Source organism: Kiloniella sp., from assembly GCF_048259265.1.
In the GTDB taxonomy this organism is placed as follows: Bacteria; Pseudomonadota; Alphaproteobacteria; order Kiloniellales; family Kiloniellaceae; genus Kiloniella.
In genome coordinates this window covers 1-17,902 of sequence record NZ_JBLXHT010000008.1, presented here as the reverse complement: position 1 = coordinate 17,902, position 17,902 = coordinate 1, and the positions used below count along the sequence as shown (strand labels likewise).

18 protein-coding genes are annotated in these 17,902 nt (G+C 45.0%); 13 read left to right on the top strand and 5 right to left on the bottom strand.

The window, feature by feature from the left end; genetic code table 11:
• The first annotated feature begins 100 nt into the window (after positions 1–100).
• Complete coding sequence (speB, locus tag ACN0QW_RS13230; RefSeq protein WP_417432099.1) at positions 101–919, top strand: agmatinase; 819 nt, start codon at positions 101–103, stop codon at positions 917–919.
• A 69-nt stretch (positions 920–988) separates the two neighbouring features.
• On the opposite strand, the gene ACN0QW_RS13225 is transcribed toward speB, so the two are convergent.
• Entirely contained in the window at positions 989–3,067 is a 2,079-nt protein-coding gene (locus ACN0QW_RS13225; protein ID WP_417432098.1) for a methyl-accepting chemotaxis protein, read from the bottom strand.
• A 140-nt stretch (positions 3,068–3,207) separates the two neighbouring features.
• Positions 3,208–4,872: a U32 family peptidase gene (locus tag ACN0QW_RS13220; protein ID WP_417432097.1), complete on the bottom strand. Its 1,665-nt coding sequence runs from the start codon at positions 4,870–4,872 to the stop codon at positions 3,208–3,210.
• A gap of 38 nt (positions 4,873–4,910) precedes the next feature.
• Between ACN0QW_RS13220 and ACN0QW_RS13215 the strand changes: the two genes are divergently transcribed.
• Positions 4,911–5,114 (top strand): hypothetical protein, encoded by a 204-nt coding sequence (locus tag ACN0QW_RS13215; protein ID WP_417432096.1) that lies wholly within the window; start codon positions 4,911–4,913, stop codon positions 5,112–5,114.
• Positions 5,115–5,147: 33 nt separating this feature from the next.
• Here the strand turns inward: ACN0QW_RS13215 and ACN0QW_RS13210 are convergent, their stop codons facing one another.
• Positions 5,148–5,426: a DUF1289 domain-containing protein gene (locus tag ACN0QW_RS13210; RefSeq protein ID WP_417432095.1), complete on the bottom strand. Its 279-nt coding sequence runs from the start codon at positions 5,424–5,426 to the stop codon at positions 5,148–5,150.
• A gap of 183 nt (positions 5,427–5,609) precedes the next feature.
• Between ACN0QW_RS13210 and ACN0QW_RS13205 the strand changes: the two genes are divergently transcribed.
• The gene (locus ACN0QW_RS13205) at positions 5,610–7,271 is read left to right on the top strand and encodes an adenylate/guanylate cyclase domain-containing protein (protein ID WP_417432094.1); all 1,662 of its coding nucleotides are present in this window, start codon (positions 5,610–5,612) and stop codon (positions 7,269–7,271) included.
• A gap of 17 nt (positions 7,272–7,288) precedes the next feature.
• On the opposite strand, the gene ACN0QW_RS13200 is transcribed toward ACN0QW_RS13205, so the two are convergent.
• Complete coding sequence (locus ACN0QW_RS13200; protein WP_417432093.1) at positions 7,289–7,753, bottom strand: tetratricopeptide repeat protein; 465 nt, start codon at positions 7,751–7,753, stop codon at positions 7,289–7,291.
• Positions 7,754–8,037: 284 nt separating this feature from the next.
• On the opposite strand from ACN0QW_RS13200, the gene ACN0QW_RS13195 reads away from it, so the two are divergent.
• Positions 8,038–8,829 carry a class I SAM-dependent methyltransferase gene (locus tag ACN0QW_RS13195; RefSeq protein WP_417432092.1) on the top strand — a complete coding sequence of 264 codons (792 nt, stop codon included), beginning with the start codon at positions 8,038–8,040 and terminating at the stop codon, positions 8,827–8,829.
• A gap of 36 nt (positions 8,830–8,865) precedes the next feature.
• On the opposite strand, the gene ACN0QW_RS13190 is transcribed toward ACN0QW_RS13195, so the two are convergent.
• On the bottom strand, positions 8,866–9,468 hold the full coding sequence (locus ACN0QW_RS13190; RefSeq protein ID WP_417432091.1) for a regulatory protein RecX: 603 nt from the start codon (positions 9,466–9,468) through the stop codon (positions 8,866–8,868).
• A 52-nt stretch (positions 9,469–9,520) separates the two neighbouring features.
• Between ACN0QW_RS13190 and ACN0QW_RS13185 the strand changes: the two genes are divergently transcribed.
• The 9 genes from ACN0QW_RS13185 (at position 9,521) to ACN0QW_RS13145 (ending at position 17,728) form a co-directional block, all read left to right on the top strand.
• A complete protein-coding gene (locus ACN0QW_RS13185) occupies positions 9,521–9,799 on the top strand; it encodes a TfoX/Sxy family DNA transformation protein (RefSeq protein WP_417432090.1) in 279 nt (92 codons plus the stop codon).
• 100 nt (positions 9,800–9,899) lie between these two features.
• Positions 9,900–10,724 carry an ABC transporter permease gene (locus ACN0QW_RS13180; protein WP_417432089.1) on the top strand — a complete coding sequence of 275 codons (825 nt, stop codon included), beginning with the start codon at positions 9,900–9,902 and terminating at the stop codon, positions 10,722–10,724.
• 13 nt (positions 10,725–10,737) lie between these two features.
• Positions 10,738–11,556 (top strand): ABC transporter permease, encoded by an 819-nt coding sequence (locus tag ACN0QW_RS13175; protein ID WP_299381454.1) that lies wholly within the window; start codon positions 10,738–10,740, stop codon positions 11,554–11,556.
• 197 nt (positions 11,557–11,753) lie between these two features.
• Positions 11,754–12,740 carry a TraB/GumN family protein gene (locus ACN0QW_RS13170; protein ID WP_417432088.1) on the top strand — a complete coding sequence of 329 codons (987 nt, stop codon included), beginning with the start codon at positions 11,754–11,756 and terminating at the stop codon, positions 12,738–12,740.
• A 71-nt stretch (positions 12,741–12,811) separates the two neighbouring features.
• Positions 12,812–13,759, top strand: a complete 948-nt coding sequence (locus ACN0QW_RS13165; RefSeq protein WP_417432087.1) for a TraB/GumN family protein — start codon at positions 12,812–12,814, stop codon at positions 13,757–13,759.
• Between the two features lie 137 nt (positions 13,760–13,896).
• A complete protein-coding gene (locus ACN0QW_RS13160; RefSeq protein WP_417432086.1) occupies positions 13,897–15,075 on the top strand; it encodes an aspartate aminotransferase family protein in 1,179 nt (392 codons plus the stop codon).
• A gap of 33 nt (positions 15,076–15,108) precedes the next feature.
• The gene (argF, locus tag ACN0QW_RS13155; protein ID WP_417432085.1) at positions 15,109–16,017 is read left to right on the top strand and encodes an ornithine carbamoyltransferase; all 909 of its coding nucleotides are present in this window, start codon (positions 15,109–15,111) and stop codon (positions 16,015–16,017) included.
• An 18-nt stretch (positions 16,018–16,035) separates the two neighbouring features.
• Complete coding sequence (locus ACN0QW_RS13150; protein WP_417432084.1) at positions 16,036–17,004, top strand: Hsp33 family molecular chaperone HslO; 969 nt, start codon at positions 16,036–16,038, stop codon at positions 17,002–17,004.
• A gap of 130 nt (positions 17,005–17,134) precedes the next feature.
• A complete protein-coding gene (locus ACN0QW_RS13145; RefSeq protein WP_417432083.1) occupies positions 17,135–17,728 on the top strand; it encodes a hypothetical protein in 594 nt (197 codons plus the stop codon).
• The last annotated feature ends 174 nt before the right edge of the window (positions 17,729–17,902 follow it).

The following is a 17,902-nucleotide window of genomic DNA, read 5'->3' as shown; positions in this document are numbered from 1 at the left end:
CGCCTTACAGTTCCTTCTTTCAGGCTTGACCCAGTTCTTTAACGGCATAAGCTGGCGCTGAAACAATTGAGTTCTACAGAAAAATTGATTGGGGCTGGTAATGGATCTGGGAAATATTAAGCCGGGCGATCTCGCTATATTGGGGCTGCCTGTTGATCACAATTCATCTTTCATGACTGGCCCTGCCATGGGGCCACAGCGTATGCGCGAAGCTTTACATTGTGGTTCGGCGAATCTTACCTGTGAAAACGGGCATGATCTGGGGAACGATAACAGGTGGAAAGATCTTGGCGACTTGATCTTTGATGATACAAGTACTGCCATCGCCGAGATTGAAACCCGAGCAGAAGAGATTATTACCACAGGGGCAAAACTTCTTAGTATCGGCGGAGATCATTCAGTATCTGCACCTTTGTTACGCGCACATAGTAAAAGCTATCAAGATCTCAACATTTTACACTTTGATGCCCATTCTGATCTGTATGATGAAATGCAAGGTAATCGGGATAGTCATGCCTGTCCATTTGCAAGGGCGATGGAAACTGGCCGTGTGAAACGCCTTGTCCAAGTTGGCATACGCACGTTGAACAAACATCAACAAGAACAGGCCGAAAGGTTTGGTGTTGAAATTATTGCGATGAAAGATTGGCACCCCGGAATAGCTTTTAGCTTTGATGGGCCTTTGTATTTGTCTGTCGATTTAGATGTTCTCGACCCGGCTTTTGCCCCTGGTGTGTCACATCATGAACCCGGCGGTATGTCTGTGCGTGATTTGATTAATACGATACATGGGCTGGATGCTGATTTGATTGGGGCGGATATCGTAGAGCTTAATCCCCATCGGGATCTTGTTGGTATGACGGCGATGGTTGCAGCTAAGTTGACGAAAGAAATATCAGCTAAATTAATTGCGATTTAATTCTTAATGGGAAACAAGAAAGGCCTGCTAAGCGCAGGCCTTTCTCTGTGCAAAACGTCTTATTTGCCCTTAAGCGCTTCGAACTTCAGAAACAAGTCTTGTTGCTTCTTCATTGAGTGCTTGTACTTTTTTGTCCAGATTGTTGATTGTTTCAACAACGGAGTTGGCTGCGGTATCGGTCTGAATTGAAACCTCGTCAACACCGGAAATACTTTCCAAAATCGAACCAACGCCAGAAGCAACAAGCTGAATCTTGGACGAGATATCTTGTGTCGCTGAACCTTGTTCTTCGACGGCACCTGCAATGACGGTACTGATTTCATCAATCTGTCCGATAACAGTGCTGATATGTCCGATAGATTCAACAGCATTTTTGGTTTCGTTCTGAATAGCGATAACCTGCTGCTCAATTTCACCCGTAGCATTCGATGTCTGTGTCGCTAGTGATTTGACTTCACTTGCGACAACAGCAAAACCTTTACCTGCTTCGCCAGCGCGGGCCGCTTCAATTGTTGCGTTAAGGGCAAGCAAGTTGGTTTGCTCGGCGATATCAGAGATGAGTTTTAATACCTCACCGATCCGTTGAGCTGCCTGTGCAAGAGACTGCACATTTTCATTTGATCTACTGGCTTCAGCAACAGCTTCGCCGGTGATTGATGTGGCTTGACCAACTTGACGTCCGATTTCACCCACAGAAGCAGCAAGTTGTTCAGACGCACTGGCAACGGCCTGTGCGCTCTGATTTGCGGTGTCTGACGACGACGATGCTTCGGACGCACGCGATCTGGTCTGTTGGGACATTACGTTCATGTTGTCGGCAAAGGATTTCATATCGACAACGGAAGTTTCAATGTCACCGATAAGCGTACTTACACCTTGTTGGAAACGAGTTGCAATTTGATCCAAGGTCGCTTTCTTCTCGGCAGCGGCAGCGTCTTGAAGCTGTATCTGTTCAGCTTCAAGACGTTGCTTGTCCAAAGCGTTTGTGCGGAAGATTTCGACTGTTCTTGCAATGGCACCAACTTCGTCACTTCTGTTGCGAGCAGGAATTTTGATATCTGTCTCGCCCTCGGCAAGACGTTGCATGCTATCGGTCACTTTTCGAAGAAGTGACATCGCTTTGGTACCAATAATGCCATTGATAGCAATCACCGTGATAACAACTAATAGAGAAAGCAAGATCGTAAGATTACGTGAATCATTGGCCGATGCCATAATCTCACTTTCAGGGGCGGATACGACAACGCCCCAAATGGCATCACTGTCACCAAAATTGATAGGTTGAACAGCCAAGTATCTATCACCGCCAATTGATGGATCATTTATGTTTCCATAAAAGCTCTTCCCTGCTGCAAGTTCTTTTAGAACAGATGTAAGGGCTTTGCTTTCTTCGATTGTGGCCAGCTTCTTGTCATCAGGATGCGAAATCCACATACCCGTAGAGGTGATAAGAGAAACGGTACCACTCTCAAATAACTTTAATTCTGACAGACGGACCTGAATGTCTTTGAGGGCCATATCCGTTGTTGCCACACCGACAGCCTGATCCTTGGCGTCAAAAATGGGAACGGTAGCTGTTGTCATAACAACATCTTCCCCGTTTACTGGATAGACGTAGGGTTCCGTTACGACTTCCTGTTTTTTGTTTTTTGGGAGATCATACCAAAGTTCTGATCCACTATCGCCGCCAAGAGCGAGCGGTTCCCAGGCAACACCGCCGTTGCCGTCTTGATAGAAATAAGGGAGCAAACGTCCTGCTTTGTCGTTGTAGCCCTTCCCGACAAAATCACTGTCATTGCCACCAACATTGTTGTCGAAGCCTACAGCACCGCCCACAAGATTGGGGTAGCGGCGAATCGTATTTTCTACGATCTGGGCAAAACCATCCCGATCAATAGAACCGTTTCTTAGCGGCCCTTCGATTGCGTGCGCCATGCCGCGGGCTGCAACAAGAGCTTCTTCAATATCAAGTCGTACATCCAGCGCATATTGTGCAGACAAACTGGACAGATAGCTTTTGGCATTATCTCGCGCGTTTTGATATTGGCTGATTGTTGAATAGGATATGACAGCTGCAAATCCAAGGATAACCATAATTGCTGTCAATCCAACAAGCCTGAAGCTCAGGCTCTGGAAGGCATTCTTCATGTTTTTTACCTGTGTTTGTCGATGGTCATCATCTTCTTAATTGTGCGGTGATCCATCTGTACGGAAAGTTTAAGAACAGGCAGTGTTAAGGGAAAAGACTAAGAAAGCGTTTAATTTAAACGTAATAATTGTATTTATTTCTATGCAATTGGTGTAAAGGTATCGCTTCGCATGTCACGGTCAAACATCTCACCCTGTTTCTTCTGTGCCAAAAGTGCCCGAGCCTTCTCATAAATCGGATCGTGCCAGAAGATTGCGCATCCGTTGCAACCTCGGCCACAGCATCCTTCGGTGCCAATACGTGGTGTTTTGGGGATACGCTCGCCGTTCTCTTCAAAGATAGAATCTTGGAGTGAGGCACGCTGTCTTTGGTAAAGCGTATCGCTGCCAATACCCAGTTCTATCCTTTGAGCTGTTGCATCAAGCTTTAATCGATCCCACTCTGCCTGTGTAAGAGATTTTTCTTTTCTGATAATCGTTTGCTCACAAAGTGTTTGCTGTAAAGATGTGGTGTTTTCCTGATCAAAAAGAGACCAAGGGATAAGAATTATCGGCTTCTGACCCGCATTGATGACATCGTGGGTTTGTCTGGATTTCGCATCGATAAACTCATATAGGCGGATTAAGGTGGCATCCATGGTGTTAGGGGGAAGTAATTCCAGCACATCGCCCGCTTGTAAACGGTTTTTAACTGCAATGTGGAGGCCCTCATCCGTAATTTTTTCGATATATCCGGCGTATTCGTAATCAGCGAAGGTTTTTGTATGTTCGTAATTATGGGCGTGATTTTCAAGACGGCCATTATGGAAAGCAAGGGTATATCCCCGACTGGGAACAGTAGAAAGTTCTTCCATGTAGGCTTTCGGTGACCATTTGTCCGGATCTTGGTACCAGTCATCAATAGCCTGTCTATAAGCTCTAGCGGTCACTGCTACATAGTATGCGCTTTTGTTACGCCCCTCTATTTTGAGCGAATCAACTCCGATCCTGAGATAGTCGTCGAGTTTCGGCATAAGACAGAGGTCTTTGGAATTGAGTATATAAGATCCACGCTCATCCTCTTCGATAGGCATTAATTCACCCTGACGACACTCTTCTTCCATCAGAAATTCAAAGAGCTCTAGATTTTCTTCGGACAGGTTTAGTTCTTTTACGGTTCCGTCTTTGAGCTTCATATGCACTTTGTAGTGCCATCTGCAACTGTTGGCACAGTTTCCTTGATTGGCGCCACGTTCCGCCATGAAATTGGATAACAAACACCTGCCCGAATAGGTCATGCACATTGCGCCGTGAACAAAAGCTTCTAGCTTTATGTTCGGGCATTTTTCACGGATCTCGCACAGCTCGTGATAGTTAACTTCACGTGCCAAAACACAAAGGCTTGCTCCTTGTTTTTGCCAAAAATCAACTGAAACCCACGAACAAACATTGGCTTGGGTTGAAATATGAAGTTCGAGTTCCGGGGCGTTTTCTTTCACATATTGGAAAATACCAGGGTCCGCGATGATAACGCCATCGGGTTTGATGGCTTTGATTGTTTCAATAAACAGCGGCAGTTTGGGGATATCTTTATTGTGGGAAAAAAGATTGAGTGTCAGATACACGCGTTTGCCATGAACATGCGCAAATTTAACTCCCTCTACGACTTCTTCTAATGTGAAGGATGACTTTGTCCTAAGCGACATATCTGGGGTGCCCAGATATACGGCATCCGCACCGTATAAGACGGCTATTTTTAGATTTTCTAACGATCCTGCTGGCATAAGTAATTCGGATCGTTGAGGGCGAGGTGCAATTGTAACCATTAAAAAAACCTGTACTTGCTCATGAACTAGGCTAGGTTATGGCGGTACTTGCGGAAATAATATTTGATCTAGAGCAATTCAGTTGGGTTCATTTGATAATAATTTCTTTAGAAGCTTATATCCGGGGGGAGGCTATAGATAAATTAAAGGATTTTTGGTTCGATCCCGAAATTATGGCGCAGGATCTGGCGTCATTCGTGGAAAACCTTATGGAGGCGGAAAGCTTCAGGAAGAAAAGCTAAGTGTGGCTTTCAGTTGCAATTAGGGACATTGAGTTAGGCAACCATTCCAGTTCGTCTTTGGTCGATTGATTCCAAAAGCTCCTGTTTTTCTTCCCCAGTCATAATGACCCAGTCTCTTATTTCGTCAATTGTACGGTGGCAACCAATGCAAAGCTGCGTTAGATCATCCATCTGACAGACCGAAGTGCAGGGGGAGGGAATAGAGGAATCAAGCTCTTGGAGAAGCTTTTCGCGCCGCTTTTTACGGCGCGCGGTTCTTTCTTCTCTGGATAATCTTGATGTCACGATACTTTTTCCTGCACTGGATATCATTCCTATTCCCTATTATCCTACTCAGCTATTAATTAATTACTCGTTCTTTTCGCGACAAGAACTTATAACTAGAACGACAAAAAGCCCGGATGTTTGAGGTAAAGTGTATGTATTAACTGCAATATTACCTGTATCCAAGGGATGGAATGATAAAGTCGGGGTAGAGAATAGGGATAAAACTACATGGTTCGGACAATCCGCCTCTATGGTGGGCTTGTACTTTTTATTTATATACTAACCCATCTGTTGAACCATGTTCTTGGTCTTCATTCTATTGAGGCTATGGATGAAGGGCGCAAAGCCTTTTTGGCATTGTGGCGTAATCCTATTGGGACCGTACTGCTATATCTTTCTCTGTCCTCTCACATGGCGCTTTCTATGTGGGGTGTTTATCAGCGCCAGCATCTACATATGAAATTCTGGGAAATGGCCCAACTGTTGTCTGGGTTACTCATTCCTTTCTTGTTGATCCTGCATATTTTAGGGACACGGTTTGCGCATGAAATATATGGGGTAGAGGATAACTATTTTTATGTGCTCTATGCCTTGATTGTTTACAATATTGATACAGGTTTGCGACAAGCATTATTAATGATTTTAGGGTGGGTTCATGGCTGTGTTGGTATCCACTATTGGCTAAGATATAAGCCTGCTTATGAAAACTATAAGTCGCTGGCGCTTTCGTTTGCGGTTGTTATTCCTGTTCTTTCCATGTCGGGGTACTATGTTGCGAGCCTTGATATTCTCAAACTCGCTGATGATCCTCAATGGCTAAAAGCATTCTTTGGCGGGTACAACCTGCCTACGGCGGAAGAAGCTCAAGAAATATATGATCTTGAAGTGATTGTTCAATGCGCGTTTGCAGTGTTGATTGTTGTCGTGATCATTGGGCGGTGGGCCCGTTTTGCGATTCAGAGATGGCAAGGTACCTTTAAAGTTACTTACCCAAATGGAAAAGCATTTCGAGCGATAAAAGGTACCAGCCTACTTGATGTAAGCCATTTGAATAATATACCTCATGCTGCGGTTTGCGGGGGTAAGGGGCGTTGTTCGACTTGTCGTGTACGGGTTGGTACCGGGTTGGATCAATTGCCTGAAAGTGAAACTGGTGAGCTTAAGGTGCTTACCCGGATTGGGGCGTCAGACAATATGCGGTTGGCCTGTCAGACCTATCCTATTGCTGATCTTGAAATGACACCATTGTTATCTGCTCAAAGCGGCTTAAAAGCTGCACGACGCCAACACAGTTCAATTGCACAAGGACAGGAAAGAGAGATCGCAATCCTATTTGCGGATATAAGAGGTTTTACAACTCTATCTGAAAAGAAACTTCCCTACGATATTGTGTTCATTCTTAATCGTTATTTTGAGGCGATGGGAACGGCGGTGGAAGATTCCGGGGGGCGTCTTGATAAGTTTATTGGCGATGGTGTGATGGCACTTTTTGGTATTGATCGTGGTGTTGAGACAGGATGCAAAAATGCGCTAAGAGCTGCGCGGCGAATGGCAGAAAAATTAGATGAACTTAATGCACATCTTGCCCATGAACTACCGGAACCTCTTCGCATCGGTATTGGTGTGCACACAGGGGCTGTTATTGTTGGGGAACTTGGTTGGGGGCAGGCGATGTCCATTACAGCGATTGGCGATGCTGTGAATACAGCCAGTCGCCTAGAAGGCATGACCAAGGATTTAAAATCACAACTTGTGGTGTCTCAACCGCTCGCAAAAATTGCCGGGGTCGATCTAAGTGATTTTCCTCGGCAACATATTCAGGTCAGAGGGCGGCAGGACGGAATGGATATCTGGTCGCTTGAAAGTGCAAAGAATTTACCGACGATCTGAGGTTAAGATTAGAATGCTTATTGAGTTTTTTCGTAAGCTTCGATTGCTTCTTTGAGTGAGGTGTATTCGTCACATCCGAAAGTGCAGCTTTTATCCAATACTGCCAGACGTTCTTTTGCTTTGTCAGGATTGTTTAATTCCAGATATAGCTGACCAAGATACTCATTGGCCCCACGATGACGCGGGTTCAGATCAAGTGCTTTGGTGTAATAGTCGAGTGCAACATCTTTGTTTCCCATTTTGCGCTGGCTGTACCCAAGCATGTTGTAAGCATCTGCATTCTCTGGTTCGGCTTTTATTGCCTTTTGTAGAAAAGGTTGAGCATCATTATATTTTTCGTCTTCAATCAGCTCTATCGCATTTTTTAGGTCTTTGTTGGAATTGCTGCTCCAGCTACCACTACCGGCGGCCAAGCTTTGGCCTGTTACACCCAAAATAAAACCGCTGAGAGATAGTGCGAGGGTAAATGCCTTGATCTTCATGTGTTGTATTCCTTTGTATTAATCCAATTGTACTGGGTATTTAATACAATTGTGCTGAGTGTTATTGTTTTATTGCCCTATAGTTATGATTGTAGGTTTTTCGTAGAATTTCAATGATCTCTTGATCACATTATTCTGACATAAAAATAATGAATAAAATTCTGCTTCAGGTGTTTAGGCCTTCCTACTCCTTATAGTTAGGGCATAATTTGATATTAATTAAGATCCGGCTTGCCATTCTAGCAAGTTCGAGTTTTCAAAATAAATTATTTATGAAGAGACAAATGCGCGAAATCGGAAAAGTAAGTTTTGACGGAATAGATTTTGGCAAAACCGCGCAAGATTATGCAAAGCACAGAGCCGGATTTCCTCCGCTTATTTTTGATTTATTAAAAGATCGAGGTATAGGTTTGGCTGGGCAGTTTCTCGTAGATCTGGGAACGGGAACAGGAACACTTGCCCGCGGGTTTGCGGCACAAGGTGTTGAGGTTATCGGAATTGATCCTGCAGAAGCTATACTGGAACAGGCGCGATTAATGGCACAGGACGCAGACGTTCGTGCCACTTTTCAACGGGGGAGTTCAGAGGCAACAGGCCTTGATAATGCACGCTTTGATGTCGTGACAGCTGGCCAGTGCTGGCATTGGTTTGAAGCCACAAAGGCGACAAAAGAATGCCAACGGATACTCAAACCCGGCGGATATATTGTCATTTGTCACTTTGATTGGCTTCCTTTGCCAGGAAATGTCGTTTCAGCAACAGAAAGTCTCATTTCCAAACATAACCCGGCGTGGGAAATGTCGGGGGGAACAGGTATTTATCCACAGTGGACAGTAGATTTGGCAACGGGTGGCTTTGAAGCGATAGAAACTTTCAGCCAGGATTTACGTGTTCGTTATAGCCATGAAGACTGGCGGGGGCGTATTCGGGCGTCTGCTGGTGTTTCAGCTTCGTTGTCCCCTGATGCTGTTGCTGCTTTTGATAAAGAACACGGCGACTTACTTCGTCGGGATTTTTCTGATGATCCCCTGTTCATTCCGCACCGACTGTGGTGTGCGGTTGCCAGAAAACCATAATGATTAAAATCAGGAAAGAAACCGAATCTAACTGAGTTAAAGTCCTGCTTCGGCTTCCAGTTCTTCAATGTCATAAGCAAGAATAACACGCTCTGCTATAGCGAAAGAAAAACCCTTACGGCCCAGTGCGGCGAGATCTTTGTCCCGTCGTTCTTCGCGTTTGTCGTCGGTTCGGTAAGGACCAAGGCGGCGCCTTCGTGCATAGGAAATAGCCGCTTCCAGATCAGGATTACTACTTTCCTCTCGAATTAGGTCAATGGCATTATTGGCAAGGTCTTCGGGGACACCTTTGAGCGACAGATCCTGTCGGATGGCACGAAGTGACATTCCCTTGCGATGCAAACTACCGCTTCGACCTTCGGCGTAACGTGCATCGTTCAGGAAATTCAAACCACGGAATTTAGAGATCAGTCCTTCAATGATCTCGGCCCCTTCTTGCGGGATTGTTCCGTGCTCTTTGGCAGAGAGGTTTACTTTGCGCATAAGGTAACGGCGCAGACCGACTTCTGTTGTGGCGTAGCGTTCCAGATAAAATCGAGCAACATTTCCCAGATATTTTGCTGTCGCTTTTCTGGGGACTTTACGTTTGGGTTGTTCGCGGTTGTTTTTTTCTGACCGTTCCATCATGTTCTTATACATGCCACGGAGATGTTCCTGGGCCAATTCTTTTTGTCGAAAAATTTATTTCAAAATGAACCGTGATCCAAAAGACGAGCTTCTTGCCTTGAGAAATATGGGGCCTAAATCCGTTACTCAATTGGTAGATATCGGGATTACTTCGTCAGATCAATTAATCGAATTGGGTGCGGAAGAAGTATTTAGGCGGCTATATTTTCGTTTTTGCGATGAACATCGACTCTCCGTGAATTATCTTTATGCATTGGAGGGCGCGATCAAAGGATGTGATTGGCGTTTGATACCTGTGAATAGAAAAGCGAAACTCAAAGCTTTGATAAAAGATTTGAAATAGTAGATTTCATTGTGCTTTTCTTAACGCGGGGAAAATAAAAATGGCAAAAATAAGAAGTAATTAGGATCTTGCCCTTGAAGCCAACGGAATGGTTGCGTAAATGTGTCGCATGGCTTTGATCGATCAAAAACTTACCCAAATAGCTCCCCGTACCATAGGTCGTGTGAACACCCTTGGTCTTTGGACTCTCTACAGTCGTGAAGTAAAACGCTTTTTAAACGTTTTCACACAGACACTCATGGCGCCCGTCATCACAACTTTGTTGTTTTTAGCCGTCTTCGCGCTGGCTCTTGGGGGCCTGAGCAGGACTGTGGGTGGTGTTGATTATATTACTTTCCTTGCGCCAGGTTTGATGATGATGACCATGACGCAAAATTCCTTTGCCAATACATCGTCGTCTATTCTTATTGCCAAGGTTCAAGGGAATATCGTTGATATCCTTATGCCGCCTCTGGCTCCATGGGAAATGGCCCTCGGAATTGCGGCGGGGGGGATTACCCGTGGCTTGATGGTCGGGCTGACTGTATTTTTAGCGATGATGCTTTTCCTTCCCGTTTCACTGGCGCATCCTTTGTCGGCGTTATGGTTTGCCATTAATGCTTGTATGATGCTGGCTCTTCTCGGAATGCTTGGCGGGATTTGGGCACAAAAATATGACCACATTGCTGCGGTGACTAATTTTATTATCACACCGCTTTCCTTCCTTTCCGGAACGTTCTACTCAATCGACCGTCTGCCCGATGCTTGGGTTGCTGTGGCCCATTTTAACCCTTTCTTTTATATGATTGATGGTTTCCGGTATGGTTTTATCGGTCATGCTGACGGAAATATTATGATTGGGGCTATTTTACTTCCTGTGGTTAACCTCATCCTGTGGTTTGTTACACATCGTCTGATTACCACTGGTTATCGTTTGAAAGCCTGATGGGATGAATAACGTGACGCCAGATCAAAGCAACAATGTTGTGCCAGGTGAAGGCGTCCGTATTATCGCATTTTTACGCATCTGGACTTTGTTCTATCGCCGTGGCGTTATCCGGTTTATGCGGTTCTGGGTTGAAAGCCTTTTAGGGCCGATGGTTTCGACCATGCTGTTTATGACAGTTTTCACTCTTGCTCTTGGGCCAAGTGATGAAATGGCTCCCGGACTTTCTGCCTTGCAGTTTATCGCTCCCGGCCTTGCGGTGTTTGTGCTGTCGCAAACGGCGTTTCAAAATGTTTGTTTTATGCTGATTATCGACAAACAGGAAGGGGTAATAACCGATGTGCTTATGGCTCCTTTATCACCAATAGAGCTTCTGTTTGGCTATAGTCTGGCCGGTGTCGCCAACGCTCTTCTCGTCGCACTGTTGCTTCTGGGGGCGATGACGGTTTTCACGGGGCCAATGCTGTATAGTTTTGCCGCAACCGCTTTCTTTGGGATTTCAGCTGCATTGCTGTTTTCTATGATTGGTGTCCTTGTAGGTCTCTGGTCTGACAAGTGGGACCAGTTCTCATTAGTGGATAATTTTCTCGTCCTTCCCCTTGGTCTTCTATCGGGCACATTTTTCACTTTGGATCGTATTCCGGAAAGTTGGCAATGGCTTTTCGAAGCAAACCCAATGTTTTGGATCATCAGTGGCTTTCGCTATGGCATTACCGGATATGGATCTGTCGAAGATTTAATCTGGCAAGGTGGCACGCTCGTGTGTTTGATTTTGGTGATGGTTGTTTGCGGTTGGTTATTATTTAAGCGCGGCTACAAGATTAAGGCCTGATATTGCACCTTCAGTTTTTTGGCCCTGGTTTTGTGCCGAAAACTTTTGACTGGGACGTTCTTTTAATAACATTCGGCCCATTTTCCTGTTTATTTTCATCTTTTGTAAGGAAGTGATTTCTAGACTGTTTGAAAACGATGACTGTGTTGTACTACCCGTTTGAGGGGAGTGAGGCGCACTGTTTCAAAGAGAGTTTTATGTCTTTCCCTTATGGTATTTTTTCTACCCAGTATAAGTTCTTTGCATTTCTTTTGCTTGCTGGTTGTTTACTGTTTTCAAACCCAACTCTTAGCGATGGGGAAATTCCTTATGGTAAGGGGCTGTTTTGGAAAGTTGAGAAAGATAATAGAAAGCCGAGTTATCTTTTGGGAACCATGCACGTTGCGGACCCAAGAGTACTTAAGATCAAAGATCGTGTTGAGCCTTTTATTAAAAATGCTGATCTTCTTAATTTGGAAATTAATCTCTCACAGCGCGAATTGCGCGAATCATACAATGTGCGGATACGGGATGACGGTAGAACCCTGGATGAGGTTTTGCCAAGCGAGCTCTATGCAAAAATAGTTAAAATAGCCGCGAAGCAGAATGTGAAGGAAGAGGTTCTGCGTGATTTGGAACTTTGGGCAATTTACCCAATCTTAAAGGCCTTGCCAAACGACCCGGATAGGGAAAAGCAGCAAGACAGCGGCGTGGCGCTGGATTTTCAATTAGGGGCTTTTGCCAAGGAACATGGGGTTAAAGTCAACGGTCTGGAAACCGTCCGTGAACAGCTTTCTGTTTTTAGTGACCGCGACCGTCAAATTTATCTGGATGCGATTATTCGTATTCTTGAAAAGAACGATGCCGGACAACATCATGATGATTTGATGGAACAATACGTTGAAATGTATCTATCAGAAAATACGAATAGTTTTTATGAGACACTTCTGGACGACCTAAAAGAAGAGCCGCCAGAAATGTACGATATTTGGATAACTCGACTTTTAGATAAACGAAATCTCAATATGATAAATGGGATGACCAAGGGGTTGATAAAGGGAAATTCTTTTACGGCTGTTGGTGCTCTACACTTGCCAGGTGAGAAAGGAATTTTGAATATGCTCGTACAACGCGGATATCAGGTTTCCCGTGTCCCATGCGAGGATAGTAAAAAAAGTCACTTTTGTCCTAATCAAGACATGTAATCTGCATGGATATCTGTAACAATGGCTTAGATCCAACGTAATTTGTTGAACCCATTCCTTCAGGAATTAAGATGGCTTTGATGCAGATTGGCCAATATCAAAGATTGGCTGAAAATATGTTTTTTGTTCGTTTCTTTCTCAGTGTTTTATTTTTACTTTCGGTTGTTTTCTCATGGCAACCCAGTGTTGCTGAGCCATTAATTAATGGCGATGCGGTGTTGTGGAAAGTTGAAACGCAAGGCGCTGAGCCGAGCTATATATACGGGACACTGAATAGCAGTGATCGTCGGGTTGTCGATGCCGGGGCTTATGCACATACGCTCTTAAAAAATGCCGATTATCTTATGGTCGATATCCGTGATGATGATGCGATTAAACAGAAGTTATTCAGTGTGATGCTGTATAATGATAATCGCCGACTAAGAGACCTTGTTTCGCCAGAAACGTTCGAGAATATCAAAGTTATTGGCTATGAATACGGATATCTGGCACGACAGATGGATGTGTTGAAACCTTGGGCCGCACGGGTTGTTTTTTCATCCCCCCCGTCCGAAGCATCACGAATTTCATTGGGGATCAGGACGCTTAATCAAACGTTTCAGGATATCGCGATTGAGCTGGGTATAGAAATTGTGCAGCTTCAAACTATCGAAGAACAGCTCCAAATTGCAGATGCATCAAACGAAGCGGACCAATTAGCATTGCTGGATACGCTGCCCGCAGAAATTCAAACTGTAGAAGCCATTTATCAAACTCGGATTAACAATTTTCTCTCGCAATCCTCTGGCGCGCTGTATCAAGAGGTTCTTGACGAGATATCTGTTTTGTCACCAGAAGCACAGACAAGGTACATGGAAAGTCTTGTTCTCAGCCGTAATCTTCAAATGGTTTCACGGATGGGCGAGACCCTTGAAAAGGGGAATAGTTTAACTGTGATAGACGCAGTTTATTTGCCCGGGCAACAGGGGGTTTTGAAGCTTTTGCAGGATAAAGGCTTCACCATTACGCCTGTGAAATAATTTTTCTGCTAAAAACCTTGTGAATCCTGCTTGTTCCAGTTGACAGCGGGCATTGATATTGGGTTAATACGTTGCTCCGGGGTGACTGACTGTCGCCCCGGGCTTTGTTTTTTCAGCAGATATTAAAGAGAGATACCATGAGTGACGCAGTAATGCCCACCTACGCACGTATCGACCTCGCATTTGAGCGGGGCGAAGGTCCTTACTTATATACTGCTGAAAACCGACGATATCTTGATTTTGCTGGTGGTATTGCTGTTAATTCCTTGGGGCACAGTCATCCAAAGCTTGTTGCTGCACTAGAGGAACAAGGCCGTAAGCTGTGGCACGTTTCTAACCTGTACAGAATTACAGGTGGAGAGACGCTGGCAGAACGCCTTGTTGCAAACTCTTTTGCCGATAAGGTCTTCTTTACCAATTCTGGAACAGAAGCGCTGGAAGGTGCCATTAAGCTGGCACGTAAGTATCACAGCCATAATGGACAACCTCAGAAATACCGCATCATTACCTGTGACAGTGCGTTTCACGGCCGGACGATGACAGCATTGTCAGCGGCGGGGAATGCTAAACATCTTGAAGGTTTTGGACCTCAGACACCGGGCTTTGACCATGTTGCTTTTGAGAATCTAAACGAATTGCGCGCGGCGATTAGCGAAGATACCGCAGCGATTATGGTTGAGCCAATCCAAGGTGAAGGTGGTATCCGTGCTGCGTCTATGGATTTCCTTAAGGGTTTACGCACTGTTTGTGATGAATTTGGTCTGCTTTTGATTTTGGACGAAGTTCAGTGTGGTAACGGTCGTACAGGTAAGCTTTTTGCCCATGAATGGGCTGGCATAGAGCCGGATGTTCTCGCGACAGCTAAGGGGCTTGGCGGCGGCTTCCCTATGGGCGCTTTCATGGCAACAAACAAGGCTGCTGCTGGTATGGTGCCGGGTACTCATGGCAGTACCTACGGCGGAAATCCCTTGGCAATGGCAATTGGTAATGCTGTTCTGGATGTCTTATTAGAAGACGGCTTCATGGATAGTGTTCTCTCTATCGCTGATTATACCCGCGAGAAGCTTGATGGCCTTGTTGCCCGAAACCCGAACGTCTTTGAAGAAGTCCGGGGGGCGGGCTTGATGCTTGGTTTGAAATGCCGGGTTCCTAATAGTGATGTAATTGCTGCAATGCGTGATGGTGGCCTGCTTAGTGTTGGCGCTGCAGATAATGTTATTCGATTGTTGCCGCCACTTATTATTGACCGATCACACGTTGATCAAGCGATCGCAATTTTAGACGACGTCTGCAAAGGATTAACCCTGGCCGCCTGATAAATTGGCGCCGGGTCTATAAGGTATAATAAAATGAGCAATACAAAACATTTTCTTGATTTAAGCCAATTCGAAACGACTAAATTAAGAGAAATACTGGGCTATGGGGCCCAGCTTAAATCTGGAGAAATTTCCGGACGGCCATTAGAAGGCAAGTCGCTTGCGATGATTTTTGAAAAACCCTCGACGAGAACACGCGTTTCTTTTGAAGTGGGTATTAATCAGCTTGGTGGCAATGCGGTTTTACTTGATCCAAGCAGCTCACAGATGGGGCATGGTGAAACCATTGCGGATACCGCGCGTGTTTTATCGCGTTTTGTGGATGCAATAATGATCCGGACAACGTCTGAAGAGATCCTGCAAGAGCTTGCGGAATATGCGACGGTTCCTGTTATCAATGGTTTGACCGATGAGTCTCATCCGTGCCAGTTAATGGCGGATGTCATGACCTATGAAGAACATCGCGGTGCCATTGCTGGCAAAACAGTTACTTGGTGTGGTGATGGTAATAATGTTGCGACATCATGGATCCATGCCGCAACCCGATTTGGCTTTGAATTGAAACTGGCTACACCTGCTGAGCTGGCGCCGGACCAAAAAGCGCTGGATTGGGCGCAGTCACAAGGCGGGAAGATTTCCGTAACTCGTTCAATGGATGACGCCGTTAAGGATAGTGATTGTATTGTCGCCGACACATGGGTATCCATGGGCGATAAGGATGCGGCGAACCGCCATAATCTGCTGAAACCTTATCAGGTTGATGAACGTGTTGTGTCCTTGGCCAAAAACGATGCGCTGTTTATGCACTGCTTGCCAGCACATCGCGGTGAAGAGGTTGTTGCAGAAGTTATCGATGGCCCGCAATCCGTTGTATTTGACGAAGCTGAGAACAGATTACATGCCCAAAAAGGCATCCTTTATTGGTGTATGAGTAACCTTTAGGGGCGTTGGAGAATAAAGATGAATGACACCGTTGGGGAAAATGTTGAAACTGGTTTTTTTAGGGATGATGTGATTCAACCCTTCTTACTTGAATCAACAGGAATCAGAGGGCGCGTTGTCCGCATGGGGCCTGCTCTTGATGAGATTCTCAAACGGCATGATTATCCACCAATAGTGAATGAGTTGTTGGGGGAGGTTCTGGCCCTGACGAGTGTCCTTTCTTCGCTGATGAAGTTTTCAGGTTGTTTTACCTTACAAAGTAAAAGTGACGGCCCGGTGAAAATGCTTGTCAGTGATATGACGTCTGCAGGTGTGATTAGAGGCTGCGCGGGGATTGATGATGTTGCCCTGAAAGAGCTTCTTGATAAAACGGAAGACCATTCAACACTTTCTCTCACTGATCTGACGGGTAAAGGCTATATTGCCTTTACCGTGGATCAGGGCGAACACATGGAACGCTATCAAGGAATTGTGGAACTGGAAGGCGAGAGCCTGTCCGAGTGTATTAAGGGATATTTCAAACAGTCCGACCAAATTAACACAGGCGTTCTGGTTAATGTTGCCCAAATTGACGGGTTTTGGCAGGGCGGCGGTATGATATTGCAATACGTACCCGGTGATGGTGGGATTAACCAGCAAGTAGACAAAGACGACGAGGAAATCAAAGAAGATTGGCAACGATCCATGATCTTGATGTCGAGTTGTACAGAAGAAGAGTTGTTGGATCGGGACCTTAGCGTATCTGATTTGCTCTTTCGTTTGTTCCATGAAGAACAGGTGAGAGTGTATGATCAACGCCCGCTTAAAGAAGGATGCCGTTGTTCACGGGAAAAGCTGGCTAATGTGATCAAAACTGTTTCAGCTGAAGAAGTTGATTCTTACAAGGTCGACGGTGTCATTGATGCGAAGTGTGAGTTCTGTGGTCGGTCCTATGTTTTTGACGACGCTGAAATTGCCGAAATCCAGAGTGAAAGCGATCAGAACTAAATTATCCTTATAAGAGGAAAGGCCTTTGTCGTGCCATATTGTTTCTTTAGGAATAAGGGCTGATACCACTTCGTATATTTTAAGGCGTGTGGGTAAAGTCATTGTGTTTGTACAAAGGTGAGATTTCAGAATGTTAAGTCGACGTTCATTTATGTTGAGTGGGTTAGCTATTGGTGGTGCGGCTTTAACGGGGTGTAAAACAGCCCCTTCCAGCTATGAATATGCCGAGCTTACCTATACTCATTTGCCGCCTTATAACCTTCTTGTGCGGGATGTAGTTATTGATCAAGCCTATGTCAGCCCAGCCAAATCGCCGAATGTTGAACATTTGTTTGATATTTCACCTGCTCAGGCATCAGCACGGTGGGCAAAAGACCGTCTATATCCGCAGGGTAATAATAACGTTCTGAATTTTCTTATTAAAAATGCTGCTGTGACTGAAAGTAAACTGGAACAGCAAAAAGGCATCACAGGTTTGTTCACCTATGATCAATCCGAACGTTATACTGGCGTGCTTGAAGTTGAATTGCAGGTTTTGAATGATCAGGGCTTTAACGAAGCCTCTGTCGTTGCGAAGGCAGAGCGTTCTGTAACAGTTGCTGAAAATATCAAACTGCGTGATAGAGAAAAAGTTTGGTACAAACTGACAGAAGACCTGATGACCGAAATTGATCGTCAACTTCAACAAGGAATTGCCAAGCATTTAAGCGATTATGTTCTGTAGCAAGAATAAAACCAAGCTCTGTTATCTGTTGAAAATCTTACAAAAAAAAGCCGCTGAAGTTTCCTTCAGCGGCTTTTTTGATGGATCTTTGGGGTTTTGATTTATCCAAAGATGACTTTTGGTAACCATGTTGCCAGTTCTGGGAAGATTGCCAGAATAAGCAAGGCAATGATC